The following is a 21,998-nucleotide window of genomic DNA, read 5'->3' as shown; positions in this document are numbered from 1 at the left end:
TCTTTCGCGACACTTTCTTGCCGGTCCCGGGGGCCGGCGTTCTTTCGTCAGGATTGTGTGTCGATGCGTCGGATACTCGTTTCATTGTGTGTGCTCCAGGCTTATTCCATTTCCACTTGGGCAGAAGAACCCGGCACGGCGGCCAGGGCGCCATTGGAGTTGCAGGCCACCGACATCGTCGGCAGCTCGGACTTCGAAACTGCACAGGGCCCCGTGAAGGGCTATCACGCGACCCGTTCGGCCAGCGCCACGCGTACCGACACCGCGATCCATGAAACCCCGCAGTCGATTTCGGTCGTGTCCCGCGACGTCGTCGAAGACCTCAGCGCCACGCGCCTGCAAGACGCTCTCGATTACGCCGGCGGCGTCGGCCGGGGTAACAATTTCGGCGGCCAGGGCCTGACCACGTTTACCGTGCGCGGCTTTACCACGGGTGAGTTCTACCGCAACGGTTTCCCGATCAACCGGGGTTACCCGAACATGCCCGATGCCAACACCATCGAGCGCCTGGAAGTGCTGCGTGGCCCGGCGACCATGCTTTATGGCCGTGGCGATCCGGGCGGCACGTTCAACGTGGTGTCCAAGCAACCGTTGGCCGAACGCACGGTGACCTTGGGCAGCCAGGTCAGCGACCAGGGCATGCGTCGCGGCACCCTGGATACGTCGGGTCCGCTGGATGAAGAAGGCCGCCTGGCGTATCGCCTGAACGTGGTGGGAGAGGGCGGCGATACGTTCCGCGATCACGTCGAGACCGAGCGTTATGGCGTCGCTCCCGTGGTCAGTTGGCAGGTCAACGACACCACGCGCCTGACGTTCGAAGGCGACTTCATGCGCAACAATGCGCCGCTGGACCGTGGGCTGACGCATTACGCCGGCCAGCGCAGCACCGCGTCCAGCGATACGTTCTTCGGTGAAAAAGACGCCGGCAAGCTGCACAACGACAACAACATGCTGCAGGTGCGTTTCGAGCACATGCTCAACGACGACTGGACCCTGGCCGGTGGCACCCAGTGGCTAGACGGCACCTTGCAGGGCAACGCGGTGGAGGGCAACGGCATCGCCGCCGACGGGCGCACCCTGGGCCGCAACTTCAACTACCGCAAGCTGGAATGGACCGACCGTGATACCCAGCTCAACCTCACCGGGCATTTTTCCACGGGTGGGTTCGAGCACACCCTGCTGACCGGGGTCGAGTACGAAGACTACGACTACAAGTCGATCATCCGACGCTCCGCCGCCGGCACCGGCGCCTATCCGATCGACATCTTCGATCCGGTGTATGGCCAGCCGCGTCCGGCGTTGACCCGCACGCCGACCGATGACGAGGAAAATCTCAAGACCTTCGGTGTATTCGTCCAGGACCAGGTGGCGCTGACCGAGCGTTTGAAGGTGCTGGCCGGTGCGCGTTTCGAGCGGTTCGAGCATGAGTATGAAAGTTTTGTGCCTCAGGCACGCCCCGGCAGCCGGAACTGGGAAGTCACCGACAACGCGGTCACCCCGCGCCTGGGCGTGATCTACGACCTGACCGACACGGTGGCCGTCTACGCCAACACCGCCCGCTCGTTCAAACCCAATAACGGCGCCCGCCGCGAGGGGGGTGGATTCAAGCCGGAAGAAGGCAAGTCCTACGAAATGGGCGTCAAGTGGGAAGCCCTGGATCGTCAGCTGAGCGTCGATGCGGCGGTGTACCAGATCGAAAAACGCAACGTGCTGACACCCGATCCGCTGGACTCGACCTTCAACGTCGCCGCTGGCGAAGTGCGCAGCCGTGGTTTCGACTTGAACGTGGCGGGCAACCTGACGCCGGAGTGGCGCGTCATCGGTGGCTACGCCTATGTGGACGCCGAAGTGACCAAGGACGTCAACATCCCCACCGGCACTCGCTTGCTCAACGTGCCGAGGAACAGCTTCAGCCTGTTGAACGTCTATGAATTCCAGGACGGTGGTTTGAAAGGGCTAGGCGTGGGACTCGGTGCGAAATATGTCGATGAGCGGGCCGGCAACACGGCGGCGACGACCTTCACCATGGACGACTACACCGTCGTCGACCTGCTCGGCTACTACAAGGTCAACGAGCGCATCCGCCTCAACCTCGACCTGAAGAACCTGTTCGACGCCGATTACGAAGAGGGCGCGTTTGGTGGCGTCTACGCCTACCCGGGCGCACCTCGAACGGTGCAGGCGGGGATCTCCTACACGCTGTAGATTCAAGGCTGCATGAAAAACCCCGAAGGTCCTGCCTTCGGGGTTTTGTGTTTTTACCACTTGCCGGTGCTCATGCCGCCGTCCACCGGCAGGATCGCCCCAGTGGTGAAATCGGCACCCGCCAGGTACAACACGGCTTCGGCGATCTCGTCGATGGTGCCCACCCGGCCGGCAGGTGCCAGGTTGTTGAGGAAGTCGCGGTGGGCCGGGTCATGCATCGGCGTGTCGATGATGCCGGGCGCCACGGCGTTGACCTTGATGTTGAAGGGCGACAATTCCAGCGCCAGGGCGCGGGTCATCTGGTTGACGCCGCCCTTGATCAGCACGGGCAGCGCTGCCGGCACCTGGATGTTCGGTTGCAGGGCCACCGAGGCAGAGATGTTGATGATGAAACCCTGCTGGCGGCTGATCATGTGCGCGGCAGCAGCCTGGCTGGCGTAGACGAGGCCCTTGAGGTTGGTGTCGAGCAGCGATTCCAGGTCCTGGGGGCTGTATTCGACGAAGGGTTTGGGCAGGAAGAAACCGGCGTTGTTGACCAGCCCATCCACCGCGCCGAACGCCTCGATGGCTTTGCCGACAAGGGCGGTCGACGTCGCCGGATCGGCAATGTCACCGGCCACGCCGACGAAGCTTGCCGGATGACCGAGCTGGCCAGCCGCATCGTCCAGGCCGGACTGGGAGCGGGCATTGCCCACCACGTTGTAGCCGCGGGCCAGGAACGCCTTGACCAGGCCAAGGCCGATACCGCTGGAAGCGCCGGTGATGATGACGGTTTTCTGATTGCTCATGATGTTGACTCCTGATCACGTTGAGTTGGAACCGCTGCGCCTGTCTGGGCGTTGGTTGTGATCAGGTTATTGATGCGCCTGGGTTTGATAAATGGGGGGTCTGGTACTTGAGTTGATACTTGGTGTAATCAATCCATCGAATCCACACAACTCCTTGTGGGAGCGAGCTTGCTCCCGATGGCATTTAATCAGCCATATGTGAGCCGGCTGACCTGCCGCTATCGCGAGCAAGCTCGCTCCCACAGAGGCCGCAGGTTGGCAGGCAGAAAAAAGCCCGGTCATTCGGACCGGGCTCGGCAAGGCGAAGTGTCACTCCTTGGGTTTACTTCGGTACTCCGTCGTCGTCATGCCCGCATACCCCCAGTTATCCGTGTCGACTTCCTCGATCACGATATGGGTCAGGTGCGGGTCCTTGCCCAGCACGCGTTGCAGGGTTTCGGTGATTTCGGAAATGACCTGGGCTTTCTGCTCGCGGGTGACGCCGTCGCGGGTGATACGAACATTGACGAAAGGCATGTTGCACTCCAGTTGACGAAATGTGCGCAGGAAAGACTCCGCGCAATCGAGGACCACTGTATTTATACGCCACGGCCTGATAAACAGGCATCGGGAATCTTCAGTTGATACGCGGTGTAATGAATCATGAAGCGTCACTTCGAAGACTTGCAGTTAGGCAGTATCGAACTGTTCTGCCTGGCGGCCGAGGCGGGCAGTTTCACGGCTGCGGCGCAGATAGCGGGCGTCACTCCGGCAGCGGTCAGCCGTTCGATCTTTCGTCTGGAGGAGCGCCTGGGGTCGCGGCTATTCGTGCGCACCACCCGCAGCATTCGCCTCACCGATGCCGGCCGGACCTTTTTCGAGCAATGCCGCCAGGCGTTGACGCAACTGGTCGAAGCGCAGCAGGAAGTCATGGGCGCGCAGTCGGTGCCGTCCGGGCAACTGCGCATCAGTGTGCCCACCACCTACGGCCATCACCGGATCCTGCCGTTGCTGCCAGCATTTCGCGCGCTTTATCCGCAGGTCAGCGTGGACGTTCACCTGAGCAACCGTAATATCGATTTCGTTGCCGAGGGCTATGACCTGGCGATTCGGGTGAGGGCCCAGCCGGATTCCTCGATGATCGCCCGTTTGCTGGAAGACGCGAAACTGGCGGTGGTCGCTTCCCCGGACTACCTGCGCAGGGTCGGCACGCCGCAAACGCTGGAAGACCTGGACCTGCACGAGTGCATCCAGTTCGAACTGCCCAGCAGTGGTCGTCGAATTTCCTGGTTGTTCAATGTCGAGGGCAAGGAGAAGGAAGTGTTCGGGCAGGGCGGGTATTGCTGCTCCGACGATGTGCTGGGCGGGGTGACGCTGGCCAAAAATGGCGCCGGGCTGTTCCAGACCTACCGATTTATCGTCGAACAGGAATTGGCGGACGGGCGACTGGTGGAAGTGCTCGCGCCGTTCGCAGGGCGCTCGCGGCCGTTCACATTGCTATATCCCCACGGCCGGTACGTGCCGCAGCGGGTGCGGGCGTTTGTGGATTTCCTGTTGGAGCACCGACAGCAGTGGGCGGCGGATTGACTGATTCAAATCTGTGGCGAGGGGATTTATCCCCGCTGGGCTGCGAAGCGGCCCTAACAGCAGCTATGCGTTCATCCGGCATATCGAGCTGTCATTTCCAGGGCTGCTGCGCAGCCCAGCGGGGCGGTGCGACGTTTCGCTAAATCCCCTCGCCACAATGAATCCCAGCGACCTCACGTCAGCTGAGTGCCCATGGAGATTCTCAGGTCAAAACCGAAACGCCTGCCGACCAATCAGCAGCCACTTGCCATTCTTCTGCTTCTGCCAGATCTGGAAGTTCTCGATTTCGGTCGGGACCACCTCGGTGCCCTTGAGCGCCTGGGCGGAGAAGTGGTTGCGAACCATGGCTACGTCGCCTGAGACGGTGATTTTCTGGTTCTGCATTTCAAGGGTCTTGAATGCGCTCTTGCCGGTCTCGATGTCGTTGATGAAGGCTTTCTTGTCCTGAATGTTGCCGCTGGAGTGGCCGTAGGTCAGGTTCTCGGCGGCCAAGGCCTGGAGCTGGGGGATGTCCTTGTGCAGCATGGCCTGGGTCAGGTGGTCGACAGCTTCGGCCACTTCCTTCTCAGCCGATGCGGGCGCGGCGGCTACGTAGCCGCTGAACAGGCAAACGAAACCGATCAGCAATGATGCTTTTTTCATGGGTCTTTCCTTGTTTTTGTAGGTATCAGGAGTTCGAGCACCTAGGCTCGTCGGTCATCGTACAACTTGTAGTGATGCGCGGGAATAGCCAAGTGGAAGCGGGGCACAAATTTGATAGAGAAGATTGCGACCAGGTTTCCTGAACGCGCCCAGCCGTTATCATTCCGCCGACTGTGCGCTGTTTGGACGCGGACAAAATCGAAACGGAAGGAATCAGAATGGCCCCGACACTTTCAGACCGCTATCGCGGATGCCTGCTGGGCTTGGCATGTGGCGACGCCGTTGGCACGACTGTTGAGTTCAAGCCACGAAATACCTTTCCACCGGTAACCGACATGGTCGGTGGCGGTCCTTTCAATCTCCAGCCTGGCCAATGGACCGATGACACCTCCATGGCGTTGTGCCTGGCGGAAAGTCTGCTGCAAAAGCGTGGTTTTGATGCGGCTGACCAGATGGGGCGATACCTCAACTGGTGGCATTGGGGTTACCTGAGTTCGACGGGCGCGTGCTTTGACATCGGCATGACCGTTCGCGACGCACTGGAGCACTATCAGTCCTATCGCGACCCATTCGCGGGCAACACCGATCCTCAAACGGCTGGTAATGGCTCGCTCATGCGCCTGGCACCGGTTGTGCTGTTCTTTTATCCGGATCGCAACCGTATCCGCGAATTCGCCGCGCTGAGTTCGCGTACCACTCATGGGGCGGCAGAGGCGGTGGAGTGTTGCCAAGTGCTGGCGGACGTCATCGGCAACGCATTGAGCGGTGATTCAAAGACGGATGTGTTGCGAGTGTCGTCCGAACATCTGACCGAGGCCAAGGTGATTGCGCTCGCTCAAGGGGCGTATCGGGGAAAGGCTCGCAGTGAAGTGTCAGGCACTGGCTACTCGGTCGCTTCCCTGGAAGCGGCGTTGTGGTGCTTTTACCACACGGACAGTTTCGCTGAGGCAGTGCTGGCAGCTGCGAACCTGGGCGATGACGCGGATACCACCGCAGCCATCGTCGGGCAGTTGGCCGGGGCTTTTTATGGAATACAGGCTATTCCCTCCGATTGGTTGCAGAAGCTGTGGATGCGACAGGAGATTGAAACCATGGCCGATGCGCTTCACCACAAGGCTTGAGCTTCATTTCGAGTCCATGGGACTGGTGCGGAGTCAGCCGGTAGCGCAAGCACCTGGCTCCGCTTTCACATTCCTTCCCGAACCGCCCCGCGAATCCCCTCCAGCAACATCGTAAACGCCGGATTGTCATTGTCCTCCCGCCACACCAGGTGTAACTCGCTCTGCACCCCTTCACCCAAATCGATCTCACGAAACACCACCTGCCGGAACACAACGCTGGTCGCGCAACGCGGCACCAGCGCCAGACCCATGCCGGCATTGACCAGCGCCAGGATGGTCAGCGAGGAGCCGAGCCATTGCACGAACTGCGGGGCGACCCGGGCCGAGCGGAGCATGCCGGTGAGCAGTTCGTTGAACGGCGGGTAGGCGGAATGGGAGTACATCAGGAACGGCTGCCCATCCAGGTCCTGCACGCTGACGGTCTCGGCGTCGGCCAGTGGATGACCGGCAGGCACCGCCAGGACAAACGGTTCGCGCACCAGGCATTCGGTGGCGTAGCCGGTTTCCAGCAGGGGCGAGCGGACGATGCCCAGGTCGATGCGCCGGGCGCGCAGGGCTTCGTGTTGCTGGTAGGTGTTCATCTCCGACAGGACGATCTTTACCTGTGGTTGCTTGAGCCGCGCCTCGGCGATGACCTTGGGCAGGAATTCATACACCGCGCTGCCGACGAAGCTGATGGTGACCGAGCCGATGTCGCCCTGGGCGAAACGCTTGGCGGCGACGGCGGCCTGCTGCGCTTGTTGCAGCAGGTTCTGCGCCTCGATGAAAAACGCCCGTCCGGCGGCAGTGAGGGCGACGCTGCGAGTGCTGCGGGTGAACAGTTCGACACCCAGGTGATGCTCCAGCAATTGGATCTGCCGGCTCAAGGGTGGCTGGGTCATGTTCAGGCGTTCGGCGGCGCGGCGGAAGTTGAGTTCCGTCGCTACGGTGGTGAAGCAACGCAGTTGGGCCAATTCAAACATTGATTCAATTCCGGTATCAATCAAGTGCCAAGTTAGATTAGACGGGAACAATCGGCGGCGTCCATCATCGGCGTGGAGACCTTCCGGAGCCCGTGCATGAAAATCAAACGCGTCACCGTGACCCCCATTGCCTTTCGCGACCCACCGTTGCTCAACGCCAGTGGCATCCATGAACCCTTTGCGCTGCGCTCGATCATCGAGATTGAAAGCGACAACGGCTACATCGGCCTCGGCGAGAGCTACGGCGATGCGCCGGCCCTGGCGATCCAGCAGCAGGTCCAGGACCAATTGATCGGCATGGATCCGTTCAACCTCAACCAATTGCGGGCCATCGTCCAGGCCACCGTCGCGGCCCATAAACCGGCCAGCGTTGCCGGGGCGGAATTGGCGCCGGGCTCCCATGCGAGCAAAGCCGTCAGCAATGCCTATTCGGCGTTCGAGGTGGCCTGCCTGGACCTGCAAGCGCATTACCTGAACGTGCCGCTGGTAGATCTGCTGGGCGGTGCGATTCGCGATGAAGTGCCGTTCAGCGCCTATCTGTTTTTCAAGTACGCCGAGCACATCGATTCGCCGTACCCGGCGGACAGTTGGGGGGAAGCGCTGAACGAGCAGCAGATCGTCGGCCAGGCGCGGCGGATGATCGAGGAGTACGGGTTCAAGAGCATCAAGCTCAAGGCCGGCGCCCTGGAGCCGGAGCATGAAGTCGCTTGCATCAAGGCGCTGAAACAGGCGTTCCCCGGGCTGCCGCTGCGCATCGACCCCAATGGCAACTGGTCGCTGGAGACCTCGATCCGCATGGCCGAGTTGCTGGGGGACGACTTGCAGTATTACGAAGACCCGACACCTGGGCTGGAGGGCATGGCCGAGCTGCACAAGCGTACGGGGCTGCCGTTGGCGACCAACATGGTGGTCACCGATTTCGACGAGTTCCGCCGCAGCGTGGCCCAGGACAGCGTGCAGATTGTCCTGGCCGACCACCATTACTGGGGCGGACTGCGGGACACCCAGGTGCTGGCGAAGATGTGCGACACCTTTGGCCTGGGGGTGTCGATGCATTCCAATTCGCACCTGGGCATCAGCCTCATGGCCATGGCCCACGTCGCGGCCTCGGTGCCGAACCTGGATTACGCCTGCGACACCCATTACCCGTGGCAGGAACCGGATGAAGAGGTGATCAAGGGCGGCAAGCTGCCGTTTGTCGACGGCTGCGTGAAGATCACCCGGGCGCCGGGCCTTGGCCTGGAATTGGACCGGGATCAACTGGGCAAGCTGCATGAACAGTTCCTCAGTTGCGGCATTCGCCAGCGTGATGACGTGCGGCAGATGCGGCGGTATAAGCCGGATTGGAAGACCGTCAAGCCGAGGTTCTGACCCGAAGGCGAGGGGCCGTTGTGGCGAGGGGATTTATCCCCGCTGGGGCGCGAAGCGGCCCTAAAACCTGACAACTCGGTACATCAGGACGATCCAAGGGGCTGCTGCGCAGCCCAGCGGGGATAAATCCCCTCGCCACAAGTTGGTCATACTCAGCACCATCCCCAACCCACCCACCGGCCCACACCCAAAGTACCGCGCCCGGCGGCATCGGGGTCTTACGCCAAAACTGCCGCGCCGACCCTGCGCTGCCAAAGCAGCCGCCAATCACCCCCAAGGCAGCGTATGACGCGCCCTGGCGCCTTTCGATAATCGCCTCCGACATCCCGTCCCCTGTTGCGGAGCGCGCCATGCACAACAATAAAAATACCTGCCTGCGTTTTTTGCCTGCGGTCATCGCCGGCCTCTCGACCCTCGGCTCGATGCCCTGGGCCCACGCCGAAATCATGCTGTACGACAAGGACCAGACGACCTTTTCCACCGACGGCTACATCAACGCCTTCTACGTCAACAGCGACGTGGACCGCGCCGGGGATCAGTTCGACCGGCGTCAGGCACGGGTCAAGATGGGTTTCTTGCCCAACTACCTGGGCTTCAACATGGGCAAGCAGGTCGATGACCTGAAGCTCGGCGCCCGTGCCTCGTTCTGGGTGACCATCAATGACAGTGAAACCAACGGCACCGATACCGCCATCGACGTGCGGCAGTTCTACGGCACCGTCGCCAACCCGGAGTGGGGCGAGGTGCTGATCGGCAAGGACTTCGGCCTGTTCGCCCGTTCCAACATCCTGCTTGACGAGCTGCTCGCCGGTTACGGCCAGGTCAGTGACACCCTGGGCCTGGTGGACGGTGGCGGCGTGTCGTTCGGCAATATCGGCAGCGGTTATCCGTACCCGTTCCCGACGTCACAGATCACCTATCGCACCCCGGTGATGGAAGGGCTGCGCGTGGCGGTGGGCATCATGGACCCGGTGGACACCAACGACAGCAGCGCCACCGGCAAGGCCTACCAGGAAAACCCACGCACCGAGAGCGAGATCACTTACCAATTCGACTTGGCCGGGGCGAAGATCTACAGCTGGCTCAACGGCAGCTACCAGACCTCCGACAACACCGATTCCAACGTCGAGTCGGTGACGTCCAAAGGCCTGGGTTATGGGGTGCAGGCGAAGATGGGCGGGCTGTCGCTCACCGGCTCGGGGTTCCAGGCCAAGGGCATCAACCCGTTCTTCACCAACAATGCCGGCGAAGCCACCTTGCGCAATGTCGACAGCAAGGGCTACCTACTGCAGGGCTCCTACAAACTGGGCAAGAATCGCCTGGCGTTGTCCTACGGCAAGACCGAGGACGACGGCAACGGCGTGGTCGGCAGCGGCGCCGATTACGAGACGCGCGGTATCGCGTTGTTCCATGACATCAACGACAACCTCAAGCTCGTGGCCGAATACAACCAGTTCGAAATCGATGGCCATGACACCAGCGCGCAGAACGAAGACACCGACACCTTTGCGGTGGGGGCGGTGTTGACCTGGTAATCCGATCGATCGGGTTGCAATGACCCCCTGTGGCGAGGGGATTTAGCGAAACGTCGCACCGCCCCGCTGGGGCGCGAAGCGGCCCTAATCCCTGATTACTCGGTCCCACACAAAGGTCCGGGGGCTGCTGCGCAGCCCAGCGGGGATAAATCCCCTCGCCACAAAAGCGGTCTCGAACATGTCTTAGGTTTTCGTGTCGGCCCCGACCGTGCGCATCGCGGCCGGGGCCGTCACGGTTCTCCTCCCATGGAAGTGCCCACCCGCTACCCAAGTAGCATTCGTGGGCAGGGCGCGGATTCGTACACTCAAGGCTCTATCACGCACCGTCGGAGGCGCAGATGCAGCAGGCCCAGAGCGAGGGTGTGGTCAGCGCCATGTCCCAGGCAACGGACGTCGAACAAGTGGCCCAGGAACTGGCGCGACAGTTGTTGCACCCGTACCTGGGGTTCGTGCTGTTTTTCTGTTCCGCTGAATACCATTTGCCAGACCTCGCCCAGGCGTTGTCCCGGAGCTTTGGCGGGATTCGCCTGGTGGGCTGCACCAGCGCCGGGGAAATCACCCCGCAAGGCTACGGCCGCAATTGCGTGACGGCGGTGGGTTTCGACCACCGGCATTTCTCCATCGCCGCCGAACTGATCGGCGAGATGGAGCACTTCAGCCTGATCGACGCCCAGCAGATGGTCGAGCGGCTGGCGAGCGGTTGTCGCAGCAACGCCTTGGCGCCAATCAAGGGTCACAGTTTCGCCTTGACCCTGCTGGACGGCCTGTCCAGCCGTGAGGAAATGGTGCTGGCAGCCTTGAGCGCCGCCCTGGGGGACATCCCGCATTTCGGCGGTTCGGCCGGCGATGACAACTACCTGACCCACACCCACGTTTACTTTGAAGGCCAGTTCCACAGCGGCGCAGCGGTGGTAGTGCTGATCAATACCTGGCTGGAATTCGAGGTGTTCACCACCCACCACATCCTGCCCCGGCAAGAGAAACTGGTGGTGACCGGCGCCGACAGCGCCTCGCGGCGGGTCTACGAACTCAACGCCGAGCCTGCCGCGGAGGAATACGCGCGGCACATCGGCGTCCCGGTGAGTGCCCTGGACTATCGGGTATTCGCCGCGCACCCCTTGGCGGTGCGGATCAACGACCAGTACTACGTCCGAGCGATCCAGCAGGTCCATCCGGACCTGAGCCTGAGTTTTTATTGTGCGGTGGAGAACGGCATCGTCCTGACCGCCATGGATCCGGGGCCGTTGCTGCACAACCTGCAAGACCTGTTCGACGGCTTGCAGGCGCGCCTCGGCGATCTGTTGCTGACCATCGGCTGCGACTGTTTCCTGCGGCGCCTGGAGTTGGAAGGGCGCGACGGCCTGGAGCAGATCGGCCAATTTTTGCGTGAACATCGGGTGATGGGGTTCAACACCTATGGAGAACAGTTCAATGGCATGCACATCAACCAGACGTTCACCGGAGTTGCCATTGCCCGCCATCGCGTCCCCGGCCATCGCTGAGCTGCAGGCGCAGCTCGCCGCCCTGCAGCATGAAAACCACAAGCTGCGGCGCATCAACGACGCGCTGATCGAACGGGTGGAATCCGGCGTGACCCGCGGCAGCGACCCGTATGCCGCGTTCCAGCATTCGGTGGTGCTGGCCGAGCAGGTGCGTGAACGTACCGATGCGTTGAACCAGGCCATGGCCGAGCTCAAGGCCGGCAATCATTTGCTCGGCGAAGCACGGTTGCGGGCGGAAACGGCCCATCGGCACCTGATCGATGCGATCGAAAGCATTTCCGATGCATTCGTGCTGTTCGACGAGCAGCAACGCATCGTTCTGTTCAACAGCCGTTTCAAGGCGTTCTGGGCCCACAGCCGCGTGCGGATCATTGCGGGGATGCGCCTTGGCGAGGTCAAGCGGTTGATGACCGCCAATGGTTTGTTCAGCGAAGAAACCCGCGGCCAGCCAGACGAGCCGGTGCTGTATCGCTTGCAGAACGGGCGCTGGCTGCAGGTCAGCGAACGGCCGACCCAGGAAGGCGGGCGTGTGATCCTGTTCACCGACATCACCGACGTCAAACTCAGCGAAACCGTGCGCCGCGAACAGGCCGTCGCGCAGAAATCCCATCTGTTGCAACGCGCCGTGGACAACCTGTCCCAGGGCGTGGCGATGGTCAACGCCCAAGGCGTGCTGGAACTGTGGAACCGGCGTTTCCTGGAGCTCAGCGGCCTGGCGCCGGTGGCCGCCCATCGGCCGTTCAACGAGGTGATTGGTGACAGTGAATTGCAACTGCTCACACCGGCCAGTCGCGATGGCAACGGCCGGCTGATCCAGGAATGCGAGCAGCGCCTCTCTGATGGCCGGGTCCTGGAGATCCGCACCCATCCGCTGCCCACCGGTGGCTACGTCAACACCTTCACCGACATCACCGAGCGCTACCAGCACGCCGAGGCATTGAGCGAAAGCGAGCGCTGGATCCGCCTGATCACCGACCACGTGCCGGCGTTGATCGCCTACCTCAATGCCGACCTGGTCTATGAGTTCACCAACAAGGTCTACGAGCAATGGTATTGCTGGCCCCGCGGCGTGATGCTCGGCCAGAGCCTGCGCGAAGCCCACAGCGAACAGCATTACCAGCGCCTGGAAGCCTACGTGGCCCGGGCGTTGGCTGGCGAGAGCGTGACGTTCGAATTCGCCGAGACCAACATCAACAACCAGGAGCGCTACATGCTGCGCTCCTATGTGCCCAACGTGCTGGCCAACGGAGAGGTGGTGGGCATCTTTGTGCTGATCCGCGACATCACCGAGCGCCGTCGCACCGCCGAGGCGTTGCACCAGGCTTATCAGAACCTGGAACAGCGGGTGCAGGAGCGCACCGCAGAACTGACCACCCTCAACGACCAGTTGTTGCGCGAAATCGACGAGCGCAGCCGGGTGGAACTGCGCCTGCGCGAAGCCAAGCGTGAAGCCGAGCGGGCCAACCTGTCGAAAACCAAATTCCTCGCGGCGGTGAGCCATGACCTGTTGCAACCATTGAACGCGGCGCGGCTGTTCACCAGCGCCTTGCTCGAACGCCGCGAGCCGGTGGCGAACGCGCAACTGGTGCGCAACGTCAGCAATTCCCTGCAGGACGTGGAAAATCTGTTGGGCACGCTGGTGGATATTTCCAAGCTCGATGCCGGTGTGATCAAGGCCGATGTAGCGCCGTTCGCGTTGTGCGAATTGCTCGACAACCTGGCAGCCGAATATCGCCAAGTGGCTCGCAGCGAGGGTCTGGAGTTGCGATTCATACCTTGCTCGGTGCTGGTGCGCAGCGACATCCAACTGTTGGCGCGGATCCTGCGCAACCTGCTGAGCAACGCGCTGCGCTACACCCCGAACGGGCGAGTACTGTTGGGATGCCGGCGCCACGGCAATCGTGTGTCGATCGAAGTCTGGGACGCCGGCATCGGCATCGCCCAGGATCGCCTGGAGGAGATTTTCCAAGAGTTCAAGCGCGGTGACGTCCAGCGTCCGGACCAGGATCGTGGCTTGGGCCTGGGGTTGGCGATTGTCGAGAAGATCGCCGGGATCCTCGGGCATCGCATCCAGGTTCGTTCATGGCCGGGCAAAGGCTCGGTATTTGCCATCGAAGTCCCCCTCAGCGCCACCGCGCCCAAGCCACTGCCGTGCCTGGACATGAGCGAGCCGATGCTCGAACGCCTGCGTGGCGCGCGGATCTGGGTACTGGACAACGACGCGGCGATCTGCGCCGGCATGCGCACTTTGCTGGAAGGTTGGGGCTGCCGGGTGGTGACGGCATTGTCGGAACAGGACCTCGCGCGGCAGGTGGACGATTATCGTGCCGACGCGGACCTGTTGATTGCCGACTACCACCTGGATCACGACCAGAACGGCGTCGATGCCGTGGCGCGGATCAACGCCTGCCGAACCTCACCGATTCCCGCGATGATGATCACGGCCAATTACAGCAACGAACTCAAGCAGCAGATCCGCGAGCTTGGCCACACGCTGATGCACAAGCCGGTGCGGCCGATGAAGTTGAAGATTGCGATGAGTCACTTGCTGGGCCAAACAACCAGCCGATGAGTCGAACCGCTTTTGTGGCGAGGGGATTCAGCGAAACGTCGCACCGCCCCGCTGGGGCGCGAAGCGGCCCTAATTCCGGATTACTCGGTTCCACAAAAAGATCCAGGGGGCTGCTTCGCAGCCCAGCGGGGATAAATCCCCTCGCCACAGTTGATCTCTTTTCGCCACGGAGCGCGGGTAGCCAGCTACCGGCGCAAGTACGCCCCGAAATCGATATCCCCCGCACTGAGAATCGCCTGCACCCGGTTATGCACGTTGAGCTTGCGCAGGATCGCCGAGACGTGGGCCTTGACCGTGGTTTCGGCGATGTCCAGCGTGTAGGCGATCTGCTTGTTCGATTCGCCCTTGGTCATGCGTTCGAGCACCAGCAATTGCTTGCGCGTCAGGGCCTGGAGCAGTTCGGGCGGGAACGCCGGGGTTTCGTTCAGGCGCCGGCCCGTCGGGCTCTTCTGGGTGCGGATGATGTCAGGCGGCAGGTACACGTTGCCATTGAGGATCTGCTCGATGGCGTCGGTCATTTGTGAGCGCGGCGAAGACTTGGTGATGAAGCCCACCGCGCCATAGGTAATGGCCTGCAGGACGATCTGCTTGTCCTGCTCGGCGGAAACGATCACCACCGGGATGGTCGGCGCCTCGTTGCGCAGGTTGATCAGGCCATTGAGGCCGTGCATGCCGGGCATGTTCAGGTCCAGCAGGATCAGGTCCAGGTCGTCGTGTTCGCGGGTCAGCGCCAGGGCGCTGTCCAGGTCGGCGGTTTCCATCACCTCGCTGCCGGCAAAACCGTCGCTGATGACGTTGTGGATGGCTTCGCGAAACAGTGGGTGATCGTCGGCTATCAGGATTTTATACATGGCCATTCACCTCGTTATTGTCGTGTTGGGGCAGTTGCACGCAGGTCGCTCACATCAGGGAAAAGGTTCGGGGCGGGCGGCTTGCAGGGGCAGGTTGGCCGCCTCCCAGGCGTCGAGGCCGTCGCGGTACCAGTACAAATGTTTATAGCCCATGGTCGCGGCGCGTTTTACCGCGTTCCAGCTCAACCAGCAATCGGAGCGGCAGTAAAAGACCAGTGGTTGATCCATGCGTCCGGCGGTGGCCTTGCGCAGGTGGAAACTGAAATAGTCCTGCCAGGTTGCATCCAGTTCGCCATCGCCCGTGTTGGCCAGCCACAGGCTGCCGGGAAGGTTGGCGTGGGGCTCGGTGTCGATGAACTGTCCCTGGACCCACGGGCGACGGTAAACGTCGATCAGTACCGGGGCAGGTGTCTGCCCGAGCAGGCGCTGCAAGGATTCGGTGTCGAGGGTTTGCGCGCCGTCGGCGGAGGCGGGCGTCGGGCTGCGGTACTGCGTGATGCGGTAGCCCTGCGGGGAAAACAGCGCGGTGTCAGCCTGGGCGACATTCAGCGCCAGGCCCAGCAAGACGATCGCCAGCAAACGGGGCATGGGATTTATCCTTTTTGTTATGCGCCCATTACATGCCAGGGTCGAGGTCTTGTGAATGCGACCATAGACAGGAAAACCGCTACTAAAGTAGTAATTTTCATCACGAATCACACCAATCCCCTGTGGGAGCGGGCTTGCTCGCGATGGCGGTGATTCAGTCAGCATTGATGTGTCTGGTCCACCGCCTTCGCGAGCAAGCTCGCTCCCACAGGGACCGTGTGTTGCTGGACCGTTCAATTGGCCTTGCGCAACGCCGCATGCTGCGGATTGAACGTCCACACCGCCAGCAGCGCGAACAGCAGCGTCAACCCCACGCACACGGTCATCGCCAGCAGGTTGAATTGCCCGTACAAGGCGAACCGCACCAATTCCACGCCATGGGTGAAGGGGTTCACCGCGCACAGCCAGTACAACCAAGGGCTGGCCTCGAGCATTTTCCATAGCGGATACAGCGCCGAAGACAGGAAAAACATCGGGAAGATGACGAAATTCATCACCCCGGCGAAATTCTCCAGTTGCCGGATCGCATTGGACAACAACAGGCCCAGGGCGCTGAGCATCAGCGCCACCAGCAGCAGCGCCGGCAATGCCAGCAGCAGGCCCATCGCCGGAGGCTGGACGCCGTAGACCCAGGCGATGGCGAGAAAGGCGTAGACCTGCAGCAAGGAAATCAGCGAGGTCGCGAGCAACTTGCTCGCCAGTAGAAAGGCCCGGGGCAGGGGGCTGGTCAGCAACACGCGCATGCTGCCCATTTCCCGGTCGTACACCATCGACAGCGAGCCTTGCATGCCGTTGAACAGAAGGATCATGCAGGCGAGCCCCGGCACGATGTATACCTCGTAGGGGATGTAGGTGTCGTAGGGCGCGATGATGGCGATGCCCAGCGCCGCCCGAAAACCGGCGGCGAACACCAGCAACCACAACAGCGGTCGCACCAGCGCGCTGAGCAACCGCGTGCGCTGCAAGACGAAGCGCAGCCATTCGCGCATCACGATGCCGCTGAAACATTGCCAATAAGCATTCATGCGGCCACCCCCGAGGCAGTCAGACGATGGAAGGCCGAGCCGAGGCTGCCGCCGTGTTCCTCGCTCACGTCCTCGGCCCGACCGCTGGCGACGAGCCGGCCCTGATGCACGATGAGCAGGTCATCGCTGGGCTGCACTTCGTCGAGCAAGTGAGTGGTCCAGAGCACGCTGATGCCGTGTTCGTTGCACAACTGGCGAATATGCTGCCCCAAGGCCTGGCGGCTGGCGGGATCAAGGCCGACGCTCGGCTCGTCCAGCAACAACAGGCGCGGCTCGTGGAGCAGGGCGCGGGCGATTTCCACCCGGCGCCGATGCCCACCGTTGAGGTTGCGCACGCGCTCGTGGCGCCGTTCCGTCAATTGTTGGCGGGCCAGCTCGGCGTCGACCCGCGCGCAGCCCTGGCGGCGTGACACACCGTGCAGCGCGAGGTGATAGCGCAGGTTCTGTTCGACGCTCAGGTCCAGGTCCAGCGTGCTTTGCTGGAACACTACGCCCAGCTGGCGCAAGGCCTGGCGCGGTGACGTGCGCAGCGAATGGCCGCCGACCCGGATCTCGCCGCGCTGCACGTCATACAGGCGCGTCAGCAGGGCAATCAGCGTCGACTTCCCCGCGCCGTTGGGCCCGAGGAGCGCGGCGAAGCGTCCGGCGGGCACGCTGAAATGGATCTGGCGCAGGGCTTCCCTGGCGCCGTAGGCGAAACTCAGGTCGCTGACTTCCAAGGCGTTCATGGCGTCACCACCACGCCCCAGGGATAGCGCCCGACTTTCACCGACTTGAGTACCTTGCGGCTCTCCACGTCGATCACCGAGACATCGCCGCTGACGCCATTGGTCGCCAGCAATTGCTTCTGGTCCGGGGTGAACGCCAGTTGCCAGACGCGCCGGCCCACCAACAGGTAATCCAGCACTTCGAAGGTCTTCGCGTCGATCACCGCGACATGGTTGGCCGGGCCCAGGGCGACGAACGCGAGCTTGCCGTCGGCGCTGAGCTTGATGCCCACCGGTTGTACCTTGTCCGGATGCACGCCCTTGATCTGGAAGGTCAGGGTCTTGAGGACTTGGCGCGTGGCAACGTCGAGGATAGTCAAGGTGCCGCCGATTTCCGCCGAGGCCCAGAGCTGCGTGCCGTCGCGATTGAACTCGACGAAGCGCGGCCGTTGATCGACCAAGGTGTTGTCCGCCAACGTTTGGGTGCTGGTGTCGATCCAGTGCAGCATGTTGGTGGTCTCGCTGGTGTTGACCGCCCACTTGCCGTCGGGGCTGACGGCCATGCCTTCGGGCTCGACGCCCACGCCAATCTGGCCCAGCACTTCGGAGGTCTGGGTGTCGATCACCGTGACCAGGGCATCGTCTTCGTTGGAAACATAGAGCCAGCGATCGTTGGGGTGCAAGGCGAATTGTTCCGGGTCCTTGCCGGACGGCAGCTCCTTGATGATCTTGCGGGTGGCGACGTCCATCACCTGGACCCGGTCCGAATCGCTGGCGCAGATGTACAACAGGCGGTTGTCATGGGACAGCAACAGGCCCCGGGGGCGTTGGCCGACCGGCAAGGTTTCGACGACTTCAAGGCTCTGCAGATCGATCAGGCTGAGGCTGTTGTCTTTTTCATTGGAGACCCAGGCAATGCTGGCCGCAGCGGGACCGGCAAGGAGCAGCGAGGCGCCCAGGGCGAGGGCTTGGCAAAGCAGAGCCGGGTTGAGCAGGGGGCGGCGCATGGCGTTTTCCTTATTGTTGTTATCGATCAGGGGTAGCGACAGCTCACTTCGGGTTGGTCGAAGCCCAGGCTGTCCATTTCGTTGGACGGATGCAGGAAACCGTCCTGGGGCGAGGTGCTGACCAAGGCTCGCGGCTGGACCAGGGGAATCGGTTGGCGCAACTGGCCGTTCCAGGGACGATAGCTGAGCTTGCGGCCCTTGAATCCATCCAGCGGCAACTGATCGCCGAGGGCCAGTTGGCGGATCGCAAACGGGTCGTCCTGGCGCAACTTGCTGACGGCGGCGGCGATGCTGCGCACGGCGATCCAGGCGGCGAAGTCGCGGTCGTTCATCCAGCGCCCGGCCAAGGCTTCGAAGCGTTTTTGCAGTTGCGCCGCGCCGTAGGTCTCGACCGTCTTGTGCCAACCGGTGGGCGTCAGCCCCTGGGTGCCGGCCACCGGGCGCGGATACCAGGTCTGGTAGGGCACGTATTCACCAAAGTCGCCGTGCTCGTCGGCCACCAGCACCACGTCGTACTCGGCGGCCTGGGTGAACAGCGGCATGTCGGCCTGGGCGCTGCGGCGCTGGTCGTTGTCGAACTGCCAGGGCTTCTCGGCAACGATCTTCATGCCGAAGCGCTTCATGGCCCGGCGCAATGCGGCGGCGTAGGCCTGGTCTTCGGGTGTCTGGCCGACGATCAGCAAGGCCCGCTGCCATTTGCGCACGACACTGAATTGGATCAGGGCATCGGCGAGGGTCGCGCGGTCGGGCAGGGTGTGCAGGACGTTGCCCAGGCATTCGGTGGTGCGCAGGCTGTCATCAGGGCTGCCAGCGTTGAAAAGCAGACTGTCGGGGAGGGCGGCACTGAGCTGGCGCAGGCTTTCGCCCGGCGCATTCACCACGAACAGACGCAGGCCTTGCGCATGCTGGGCACGGGCGGCCTCCAGCAATGCCTGGGGGCTGTCGACGTTGGCACTTTCGAGGCGGTAGTCGTGCTTGAGAAATCGTCCGGTGCTGTTGCTGTCGATGATCGCCAGTTCGGCGCCGCGCAGCCCGGCATCGGAGGGTTCGGCGATGACGTTGGACAACAGCGGGCCAGGGTCGGGCCGGTAGCCGAGGTAGCCGATGCGCACCTGCAACGGCACGGCGTCGCCTGCCTGGGCGGTCGCCGCAGCCAACAGGTAAACCAGGGCGTAACTGACAAGCCGGCGCATGACGTCCTCCATTGCAGGTAGCGCCAGCATAGGAAGGCCGTGGTCCCGGGGAAATATGCAGAAAGTACCGCCGGGGCAGTACCAAGGTAGTAGCTCGCCCCAGGCGCCGGGGTTTTAGGATGCTTTCAATTGTCATTCATCAGGGAGCGGACAGACCGTGCGAATGTTCAAGACGCTGCTGTTGCCGTTGTTACTGATCCTGAGTTTGATCGGAGTGGATTGGCGTGCCCCGACCCCTGTGGGAGCGAGCTTGCTCGCGATGATGGCGGCACATTCAATATTGAGGCCGGCTGACCCACCGCTATCGCGAGCAAGCTCGCTCCCACGGGGGATCGGCGTGAGTCAGGGGGCGGAGCACTAGCCATGTCAGCCCTCTGGCGAATCAACCTCTGGGTCACGGCGTTCTTCGCCCTGGTCACCCTGGCCTGTGCAACCCTGCTGTTGCACCAGGCCACGGCGGATGTGCGACGGGAACTGCAATCGGCCGAGTCGGTGGTGCATTACCTGCGCGAGACCGCCCAGCGCGACCCGGCCAGCCTCCAATCGAGGCTGACTGGCAGCCTGCGTCATGTACGGGTGCGCTGGTCGGCACCCGGGGAAAATTCGCCAGCGCAAGAGCCTGGCTTGAACGCTTGGTTGGGGCGTCGACTGTTGGCCGATGGTCCTGCCGCCCAGGTCGTTGAATTGCAGGACGGACGTCGGGCCTGGATCGCCGTTGACCCCGTGGATGAAGTGGATGAGATCCTCGATTCCCTGGTGCAACTGCTCGGCGTTTGCGCGATGGCCTTGCTGCTCAGCTTGCTGGCGATTCGTTGGGCGGTGCGCCGGGGCATGCGCTTGCTGGACGAATTGCTGCAGGCGCTGCATCAGGTGTCCGCCGGGGATCTGCAGGTGAACCTGCGGGCAGCAGGCATTTCGGAGGCCCAGCGGTTAGCGGAGCATTTCAATCGGATGACTGCCGCCCTGGCCCAGACCCGGGCGGACAATGCTCGGCTGACCCAGGCATTGCTGGCTGTGCAAGAGCAGGAGCGCAGGTCCCTCGCGCAAACCCTGCACGACGATTTGGGCCAGTACGTGGCAGGCATTCGAGCGCGGGCCTGCCTGCTGCGGCTGGTGATCCACCAGCCGCCTGCGCTGGAGCAGACCGCCAGCGAACTGGAAGAACACTGCGATCATTTGCAGCAAGGTTTTCGCGCCTTGGTCAACGATTTGTACCCCGTCGTGCTCCAGCATCTGCCGCTGGGCGAGGCCATCGAGCTGTTGGCCCGGCAATGGCAGGACAACCACGGCATCGCCTGTCAGTTGCGGGTCGATGGCGCGCTACCGGCATTGGCCGGGCCGGACAAAGCCCACCTGTACCGCCTGTTGCAGGAGGCGCTGACCAACATCGCCCGGCATGCCGACGCCAGCCAGGTACGCATCCGCATGCAGCACCGCGCCGGTCGCCTGCGGCTATGGGTGCGCGATAACGGTTGCGGTGCCCAGCAGCCCGCCCGGGCCGGCGTGGGCTTGCATTCGATGGCCGAACGGGCCCGCAGCCTCGGCGGTGAGCTGCGGGTCATGAGCCGGCCCGGCGCGGGTTGGGCGCTGGACTTGAACATTCCCCTGGAGGCGTCATGAACATTTTGTTGGTGGATGACCACGCCGTGGTCCGGCAAGGCTACGCCAGCCTGTTGCGAGCAATGATGCCGGAGCTGCAGGTTCGCGAAGCCGCTTCGGGTGAAGAGGCGTTGAGCCAGGTGCAGGAGCAGGTACCGAACCTGGTGATCATGGACTTCGGGCTGCCGGGCATCAGCGGGCTGGAAACCACCCGGCGCCTGCGGCAGCGCCTGCCGCAACTGCGGGTGTTGTTTTTCAGCATGCACGATGAATTGCCATTGGTTCGCCAGGCGCTGGAGGCCGGCGCGGCAGGTTACCTGACGAAGAATTCGGCACCGCAAGTATTGGTGGAAGCGGTGCGGCGGGTGTTGGCCGGTCATGCCTATATCGAACAGGCCCTGGCGACGCAATTGGCTTGCGCGACCACCCGCCACGACAGCGATCCGCGCCTGCAATCGATGACCCAACGCGAGCTGGAGATCTTCGTCATGCTCGCCAAGGGCACGCCCGCGCGAACCATTGCCGAACGGCTGTGCATCAGCGCCAAGACCGTTTCCAACCACCTGACGTTGCTCAAGAGCAAGTTGCAGGTCAGTTCCCATGCCGAGTTGGTGCATCTGGGGATTGATATGGGGGTGGTGCGGGTGGCGGGGTGAAAGCAGGCGATGAAGATAATTGTGGCGAGGGGATTTATCCCCGCTGGGGCGCGAAGCGGCCCCTAGATCTACCTGGCATACCGAGTTGTCGGGTTTTAGGGCTGCTTC

19 protein-coding genes are annotated in these 21,998 nt (G+C 62.5%); 9 read left to right on the top strand and 10 right to left on the bottom strand.

The annotated features are described in order from the left end of the window. Window positions 1-63: 63 nt before the first annotated feature. A complete protein-coding gene (locus tag KSS97_RS15420; protein ID WP_217859522.1) occupies window positions 64-2,205 on the top strand; it encodes a TonB-dependent siderophore receptor in 2,142 nt (713 codons plus the stop codon). 53 nt (window positions 2,206-2,258) lie between these two features. Here KSS97_RS15420 and KSS97_RS15415 read toward each other — a convergent pair whose 3' ends face one another. Together KSS97_RS15415 and KSS97_RS15410 are read right to left on the bottom strand one after the other, a co-directional pair. Continuing rightward, entirely contained in the window at window positions 2,259-2,993 is a 735-nt protein-coding gene (locus tag KSS97_RS15415) for an SDR family NAD(P)-dependent oxidoreductase (protein WP_030140736.1), read from the bottom strand. A gap of 309 nt (window positions 2,994-3,302) precedes the next feature. After that, window positions 3,303-3,509, bottom strand: coding sequence for a tautomerase family protein (locus KSS97_RS15410; protein ID WP_030140737.1), 207 nt, complete (start codon window positions 3,507-3,509; stop codon window positions 3,303-3,305). Window positions 3,510-3,635: 126 nt separating this feature from the next. Here KSS97_RS15410 and KSS97_RS15405 point away from each other — a divergent pair, with 126 nt between their 5' ends. Further along, entirely contained in the window at window positions 3,636-4,559 is a 924-nt protein-coding gene (locus tag KSS97_RS15405) for a LysR family transcriptional regulator (protein WP_217859521.1), read from the top strand. Between the two features lie 207 nt (window positions 4,560-4,766). Here KSS97_RS15405 and KSS97_RS15400 read toward each other — a convergent pair whose 3' ends face one another. After that, window positions 4,767-5,201 carry a nuclear transport factor 2 family protein gene (locus KSS97_RS15400; protein WP_217859520.1) on the bottom strand — a complete coding sequence of 145 codons (435 nt, stop codon included), beginning with the start codon at window positions 5,199-5,201 and terminating at the stop codon, window positions 4,767-4,769. A 218-nt stretch (window positions 5,202-5,419) separates the two neighbouring features. On the opposite strand from KSS97_RS15400, the gene KSS97_RS15395 reads away from it, so the two are divergent. After that, the gene (locus KSS97_RS15395) at window positions 5,420-6,322 is read left to right on the top strand and encodes an ADP-ribosylglycohydrolase family protein (RefSeq protein ID WP_217862003.1); all 903 of its coding nucleotides are present in this window, start codon (window positions 5,420-5,422) and stop codon (window positions 6,320-6,322) included. Between the two features lie 65 nt (window positions 6,323-6,387). Here KSS97_RS15395 and KSS97_RS15390 read toward each other — a convergent pair whose 3' ends face one another. Further along, entirely contained in the window at window positions 6,388-7,284 is an 897-nt protein-coding gene (locus KSS97_RS15390) for a LysR family transcriptional regulator (protein WP_030140741.1), read from the bottom strand. 96 nt (window positions 7,285-7,380) lie between these two features. Here KSS97_RS15390 and KSS97_RS15385 point away from each other — a divergent pair, with 96 nt between their 5' ends. From KSS97_RS15385 to nahK, 4 genes are all read left to right on the top strand, one after another. Beyond that, complete coding sequence (locus tag KSS97_RS15385; protein WP_217859519.1) at window positions 7,381-8,655, top strand: glucarate dehydratase family protein; 1,275 nt, start codon at window positions 7,381-7,383, stop codon at window positions 8,653-8,655. 350 nt (window positions 8,656-9,005) lie between these two features. Continuing rightward, a complete protein-coding gene (locus KSS97_RS15380) occupies window positions 9,006-10,190 on the top strand; it encodes a porin (protein ID WP_030140743.1) in 1,185 nt (394 codons plus the stop codon). 338 nt (window positions 10,191-10,528) lie between these two features. Next, a complete protein-coding gene (gene nosP, locus KSS97_RS15375; protein ID WP_198796451.1) occupies window positions 10,529-11,692 on the top strand; it encodes a nitric oxide-sensing protein NosP in 1,164 nt (387 codons plus the stop codon). Then, a complete protein-coding gene (nahK, locus tag KSS97_RS15370; protein ID WP_225936041.1) occupies window positions 11,622-14,264 on the top strand; it encodes a hybrid sensor histidine kinase/response regulator NahK/ErcS' in 2,643 nt (880 codons plus the stop codon). Before nosP ends, nahK begins: the two co-directional genes overlap by 71 nt. 185 nt (window positions 14,265-14,449) lie before the next feature. Here the strand turns inward: nahK and KSS97_RS15365 are convergent, their stop codons facing one another. The 6 genes from KSS97_RS15365 to KSS97_RS15340 form a co-directional block, all read right to left on the bottom strand. Next, window positions 14,450-15,115 (bottom strand): response regulator transcription factor, encoded by a 666-nt coding sequence (locus KSS97_RS15365; protein ID WP_039588789.1) that lies wholly within the window; start codon window positions 15,113-15,115, stop codon window positions 14,450-14,452. 54 nt (window positions 15,116-15,169) lie between these two features. Further along, window positions 15,170-15,703 carry a PQQ-dependent catabolism-associated CXXCW motif protein gene (locus KSS97_RS15360; protein ID WP_217859518.1) on the bottom strand — a complete coding sequence of 178 codons (534 nt, stop codon included), beginning with the start codon at window positions 15,701-15,703 and terminating at the stop codon, window positions 15,170-15,172. A gap of 233 nt (window positions 15,704-15,936) precedes the next feature. Next, window positions 15,937-16,728, bottom strand: coding sequence for an ABC transporter permease (locus KSS97_RS15355; RefSeq protein ID WP_198796452.1), 792 nt, complete (start codon window positions 16,726-16,728; stop codon window positions 15,937-15,939). Next, window positions 16,725-17,456: an ABC transporter ATP-binding protein gene (locus KSS97_RS15350; protein WP_217859517.1), complete on the bottom strand. Its 732-nt coding sequence runs from the start codon at window positions 17,454-17,456 to the stop codon at window positions 16,725-16,727. The genes KSS97_RS15355 and KSS97_RS15350 overlap by 4 nt, the downstream gene beginning before the upstream one ends. Continuing rightward, window positions 17,453-18,442: a YVTN family beta-propeller repeat protein gene (locus KSS97_RS15345; protein WP_030140749.1), complete on the bottom strand. Its 990-nt coding sequence runs from the start codon at window positions 18,440-18,442 to the stop codon at window positions 17,453-17,455. Before KSS97_RS15345 ends, KSS97_RS15350 begins: the two co-directional genes overlap by 4 nt. Before the next feature lie 26 nt (window positions 18,443-18,468). Continuing rightward, the gene (locus tag KSS97_RS15340; protein WP_217859516.1) at window positions 18,469-19,635 is read right to left on the bottom strand and encodes an ABC transporter substrate-binding protein; all 1,167 of its coding nucleotides are present in this window, start codon (window positions 19,633-19,635) and stop codon (window positions 18,469-18,471) included. Between the two features lie 363 nt (window positions 19,636-19,998). Between KSS97_RS15340 and KSS97_RS15335 the strand changes: the two genes are divergently transcribed. Continuing rightward, window positions 19,999-21,255 (top strand): HAMP domain-containing sensor histidine kinase, encoded by a 1,257-nt coding sequence (locus KSS97_RS15335; RefSeq protein WP_030140752.1) that lies wholly within the window; start codon window positions 19,999-20,001, stop codon window positions 21,253-21,255. Further along, window positions 21,252-21,890, top strand: coding sequence for a response regulator (locus KSS97_RS15330; protein ID WP_030140753.1), 639 nt, complete (start codon window positions 21,252-21,254; stop codon window positions 21,888-21,890). Before KSS97_RS15335 ends, KSS97_RS15330 begins: the two co-directional genes overlap by 4 nt. Window positions 21,891-21,998: the final 108 nt, after the last annotated feature.

This window comes from Pseudomonas alvandae, from assembly GCF_019141525.1.
Lineage (GTDB): Bacteria > Pseudomonadota > Gammaproteobacteria > Pseudomonadales > Pseudomonadaceae > Aquipseudomonas > Aquipseudomonas alvandae.
This window is presented reverse-complemented; position numbering and strand designations above follow the sequence as displayed.

What these genes read in the sequence shown, in the direction of transcription:
- KSS97_RS15355 (WP_198796452.1), bottom strand. Translation starts at nt 16,728, where the DNA reads ATGAATGCTTATTGGCAATGTTTCAGCGGCATCGTGATGCGCGAATGG.
- KSS97_RS15340 (WP_217859516.1), bottom strand. Translation starts at nt 19,635, where the DNA reads ATGCGCCGGCTTGTCAGTTACGCCCTGGTTTACCTGTTGGCTGCGGCG.
- KSS97_RS15385 (WP_217859519.1), top strand. Translation starts at nt 7,381, where the DNA reads ATGAAAATCAAACGCGTCACCGTGACCCCCATTGCCTTTCGCGACCCA.
- nosP (WP_198796451.1), top strand. Translation starts at nt 10,529, where the DNA reads ATGCAGCAGGCCCAGAGCGAGGGTGTGGTCAGCGCCATGTCCCAGGCA.
- KSS97_RS15380 (WP_030140743.1), top strand. Translation starts at nt 9,006, where the DNA reads ATGCACAACAATAAAAATACCTGCCTGCGTTTTTTGCCTGCGGTCATC.
- KSS97_RS15405 (WP_217859521.1), top strand. Translation starts at nt 3,636, where the DNA reads ATGAAGCGTCACTTCGAAGACTTGCAGTTAGGCAGTATCGAACTGTTC.
- KSS97_RS15415 (WP_030140736.1), bottom strand. Translation starts at nt 2,993, where the DNA reads ATGAGCAATCAGAAAACCGTCATCATCACCGGCGCTTCCAGCGGTATC.
- KSS97_RS15365 (WP_039588789.1), bottom strand. Translation starts at nt 15,115, where the DNA reads ATGTATAAAATCCTGATAGCCGACGATCACCCACTGTTTCGCGAAGCC.
- KSS97_RS15330 (WP_030140753.1), top strand. Translation starts at nt 21,252, where the DNA reads ATGAACATTTTGTTGGTGGATGACCACGCCGTGGTCCGGCAAGGCTAC.
- KSS97_RS15395 (WP_217862003.1), top strand. Translation starts at nt 5,420, where the DNA reads ATGGCCCCGACACTTTCAGACCGCTATCGCGGATGCCTGCTGGGCTTG.
- KSS97_RS15350 (WP_217859517.1), bottom strand. Translation starts at nt 17,456, where the DNA reads ATGAACGCCTTGGAAGTCAGCGACCTGAGTTTCGCCTACGGCGCCAGG.
- KSS97_RS15390 (WP_030140741.1), bottom strand. Translation starts at nt 7,284, where the DNA reads ATGTTTGAATTGGCCCAACTGCGTTGCTTCACCACCGTAGCGACGGAA.
- KSS97_RS15420 (WP_217859522.1), top strand. Translation starts at nt 64, where the DNA reads ATGCGTCGGATACTCGTTTCATTGTGTGTGCTCCAGGCTTATTCCATT.
- KSS97_RS15345 (WP_030140749.1), bottom strand. Translation starts at nt 18,442, where the DNA reads ATGCGCCGCCCCCTGCTCAACCCGGCTCTGCTTTGCCAAGCCCTCGCC.
- KSS97_RS15360 (WP_217859518.1), bottom strand. Translation starts at nt 15,703, where the DNA reads ATGCCCCGTTTGCTGGCGATCGTCTTGCTGGGCCTGGCGCTGAATGTC.
- nahK (WP_225936041.1), top strand. Translation starts at nt 11,622, where the DNA reads ATGGCATGCACATCAACCAGACGTTCACCGGAGTTGCCATTGCCCGCC.
- KSS97_RS15400 (WP_217859520.1), bottom strand. Translation starts at nt 5,201, where the DNA reads ATGAAAAAAGCATCATTGCTGATCGGTTTCGTTTGCCTGTTCAGCGGC.
- KSS97_RS15335 (WP_030140752.1), top strand. Translation starts at nt 19,999, where the DNA reads ATGTCAGCCCTCTGGCGAATCAACCTCTGGGTCACGGCGTTCTTCGCC.
- KSS97_RS15410 (WP_030140737.1), bottom strand. Translation starts at nt 3,509, where the DNA reads ATGCCTTTCGTCAATGTTCGTATCACCCGCGACGGCGTCACCCGCGAG.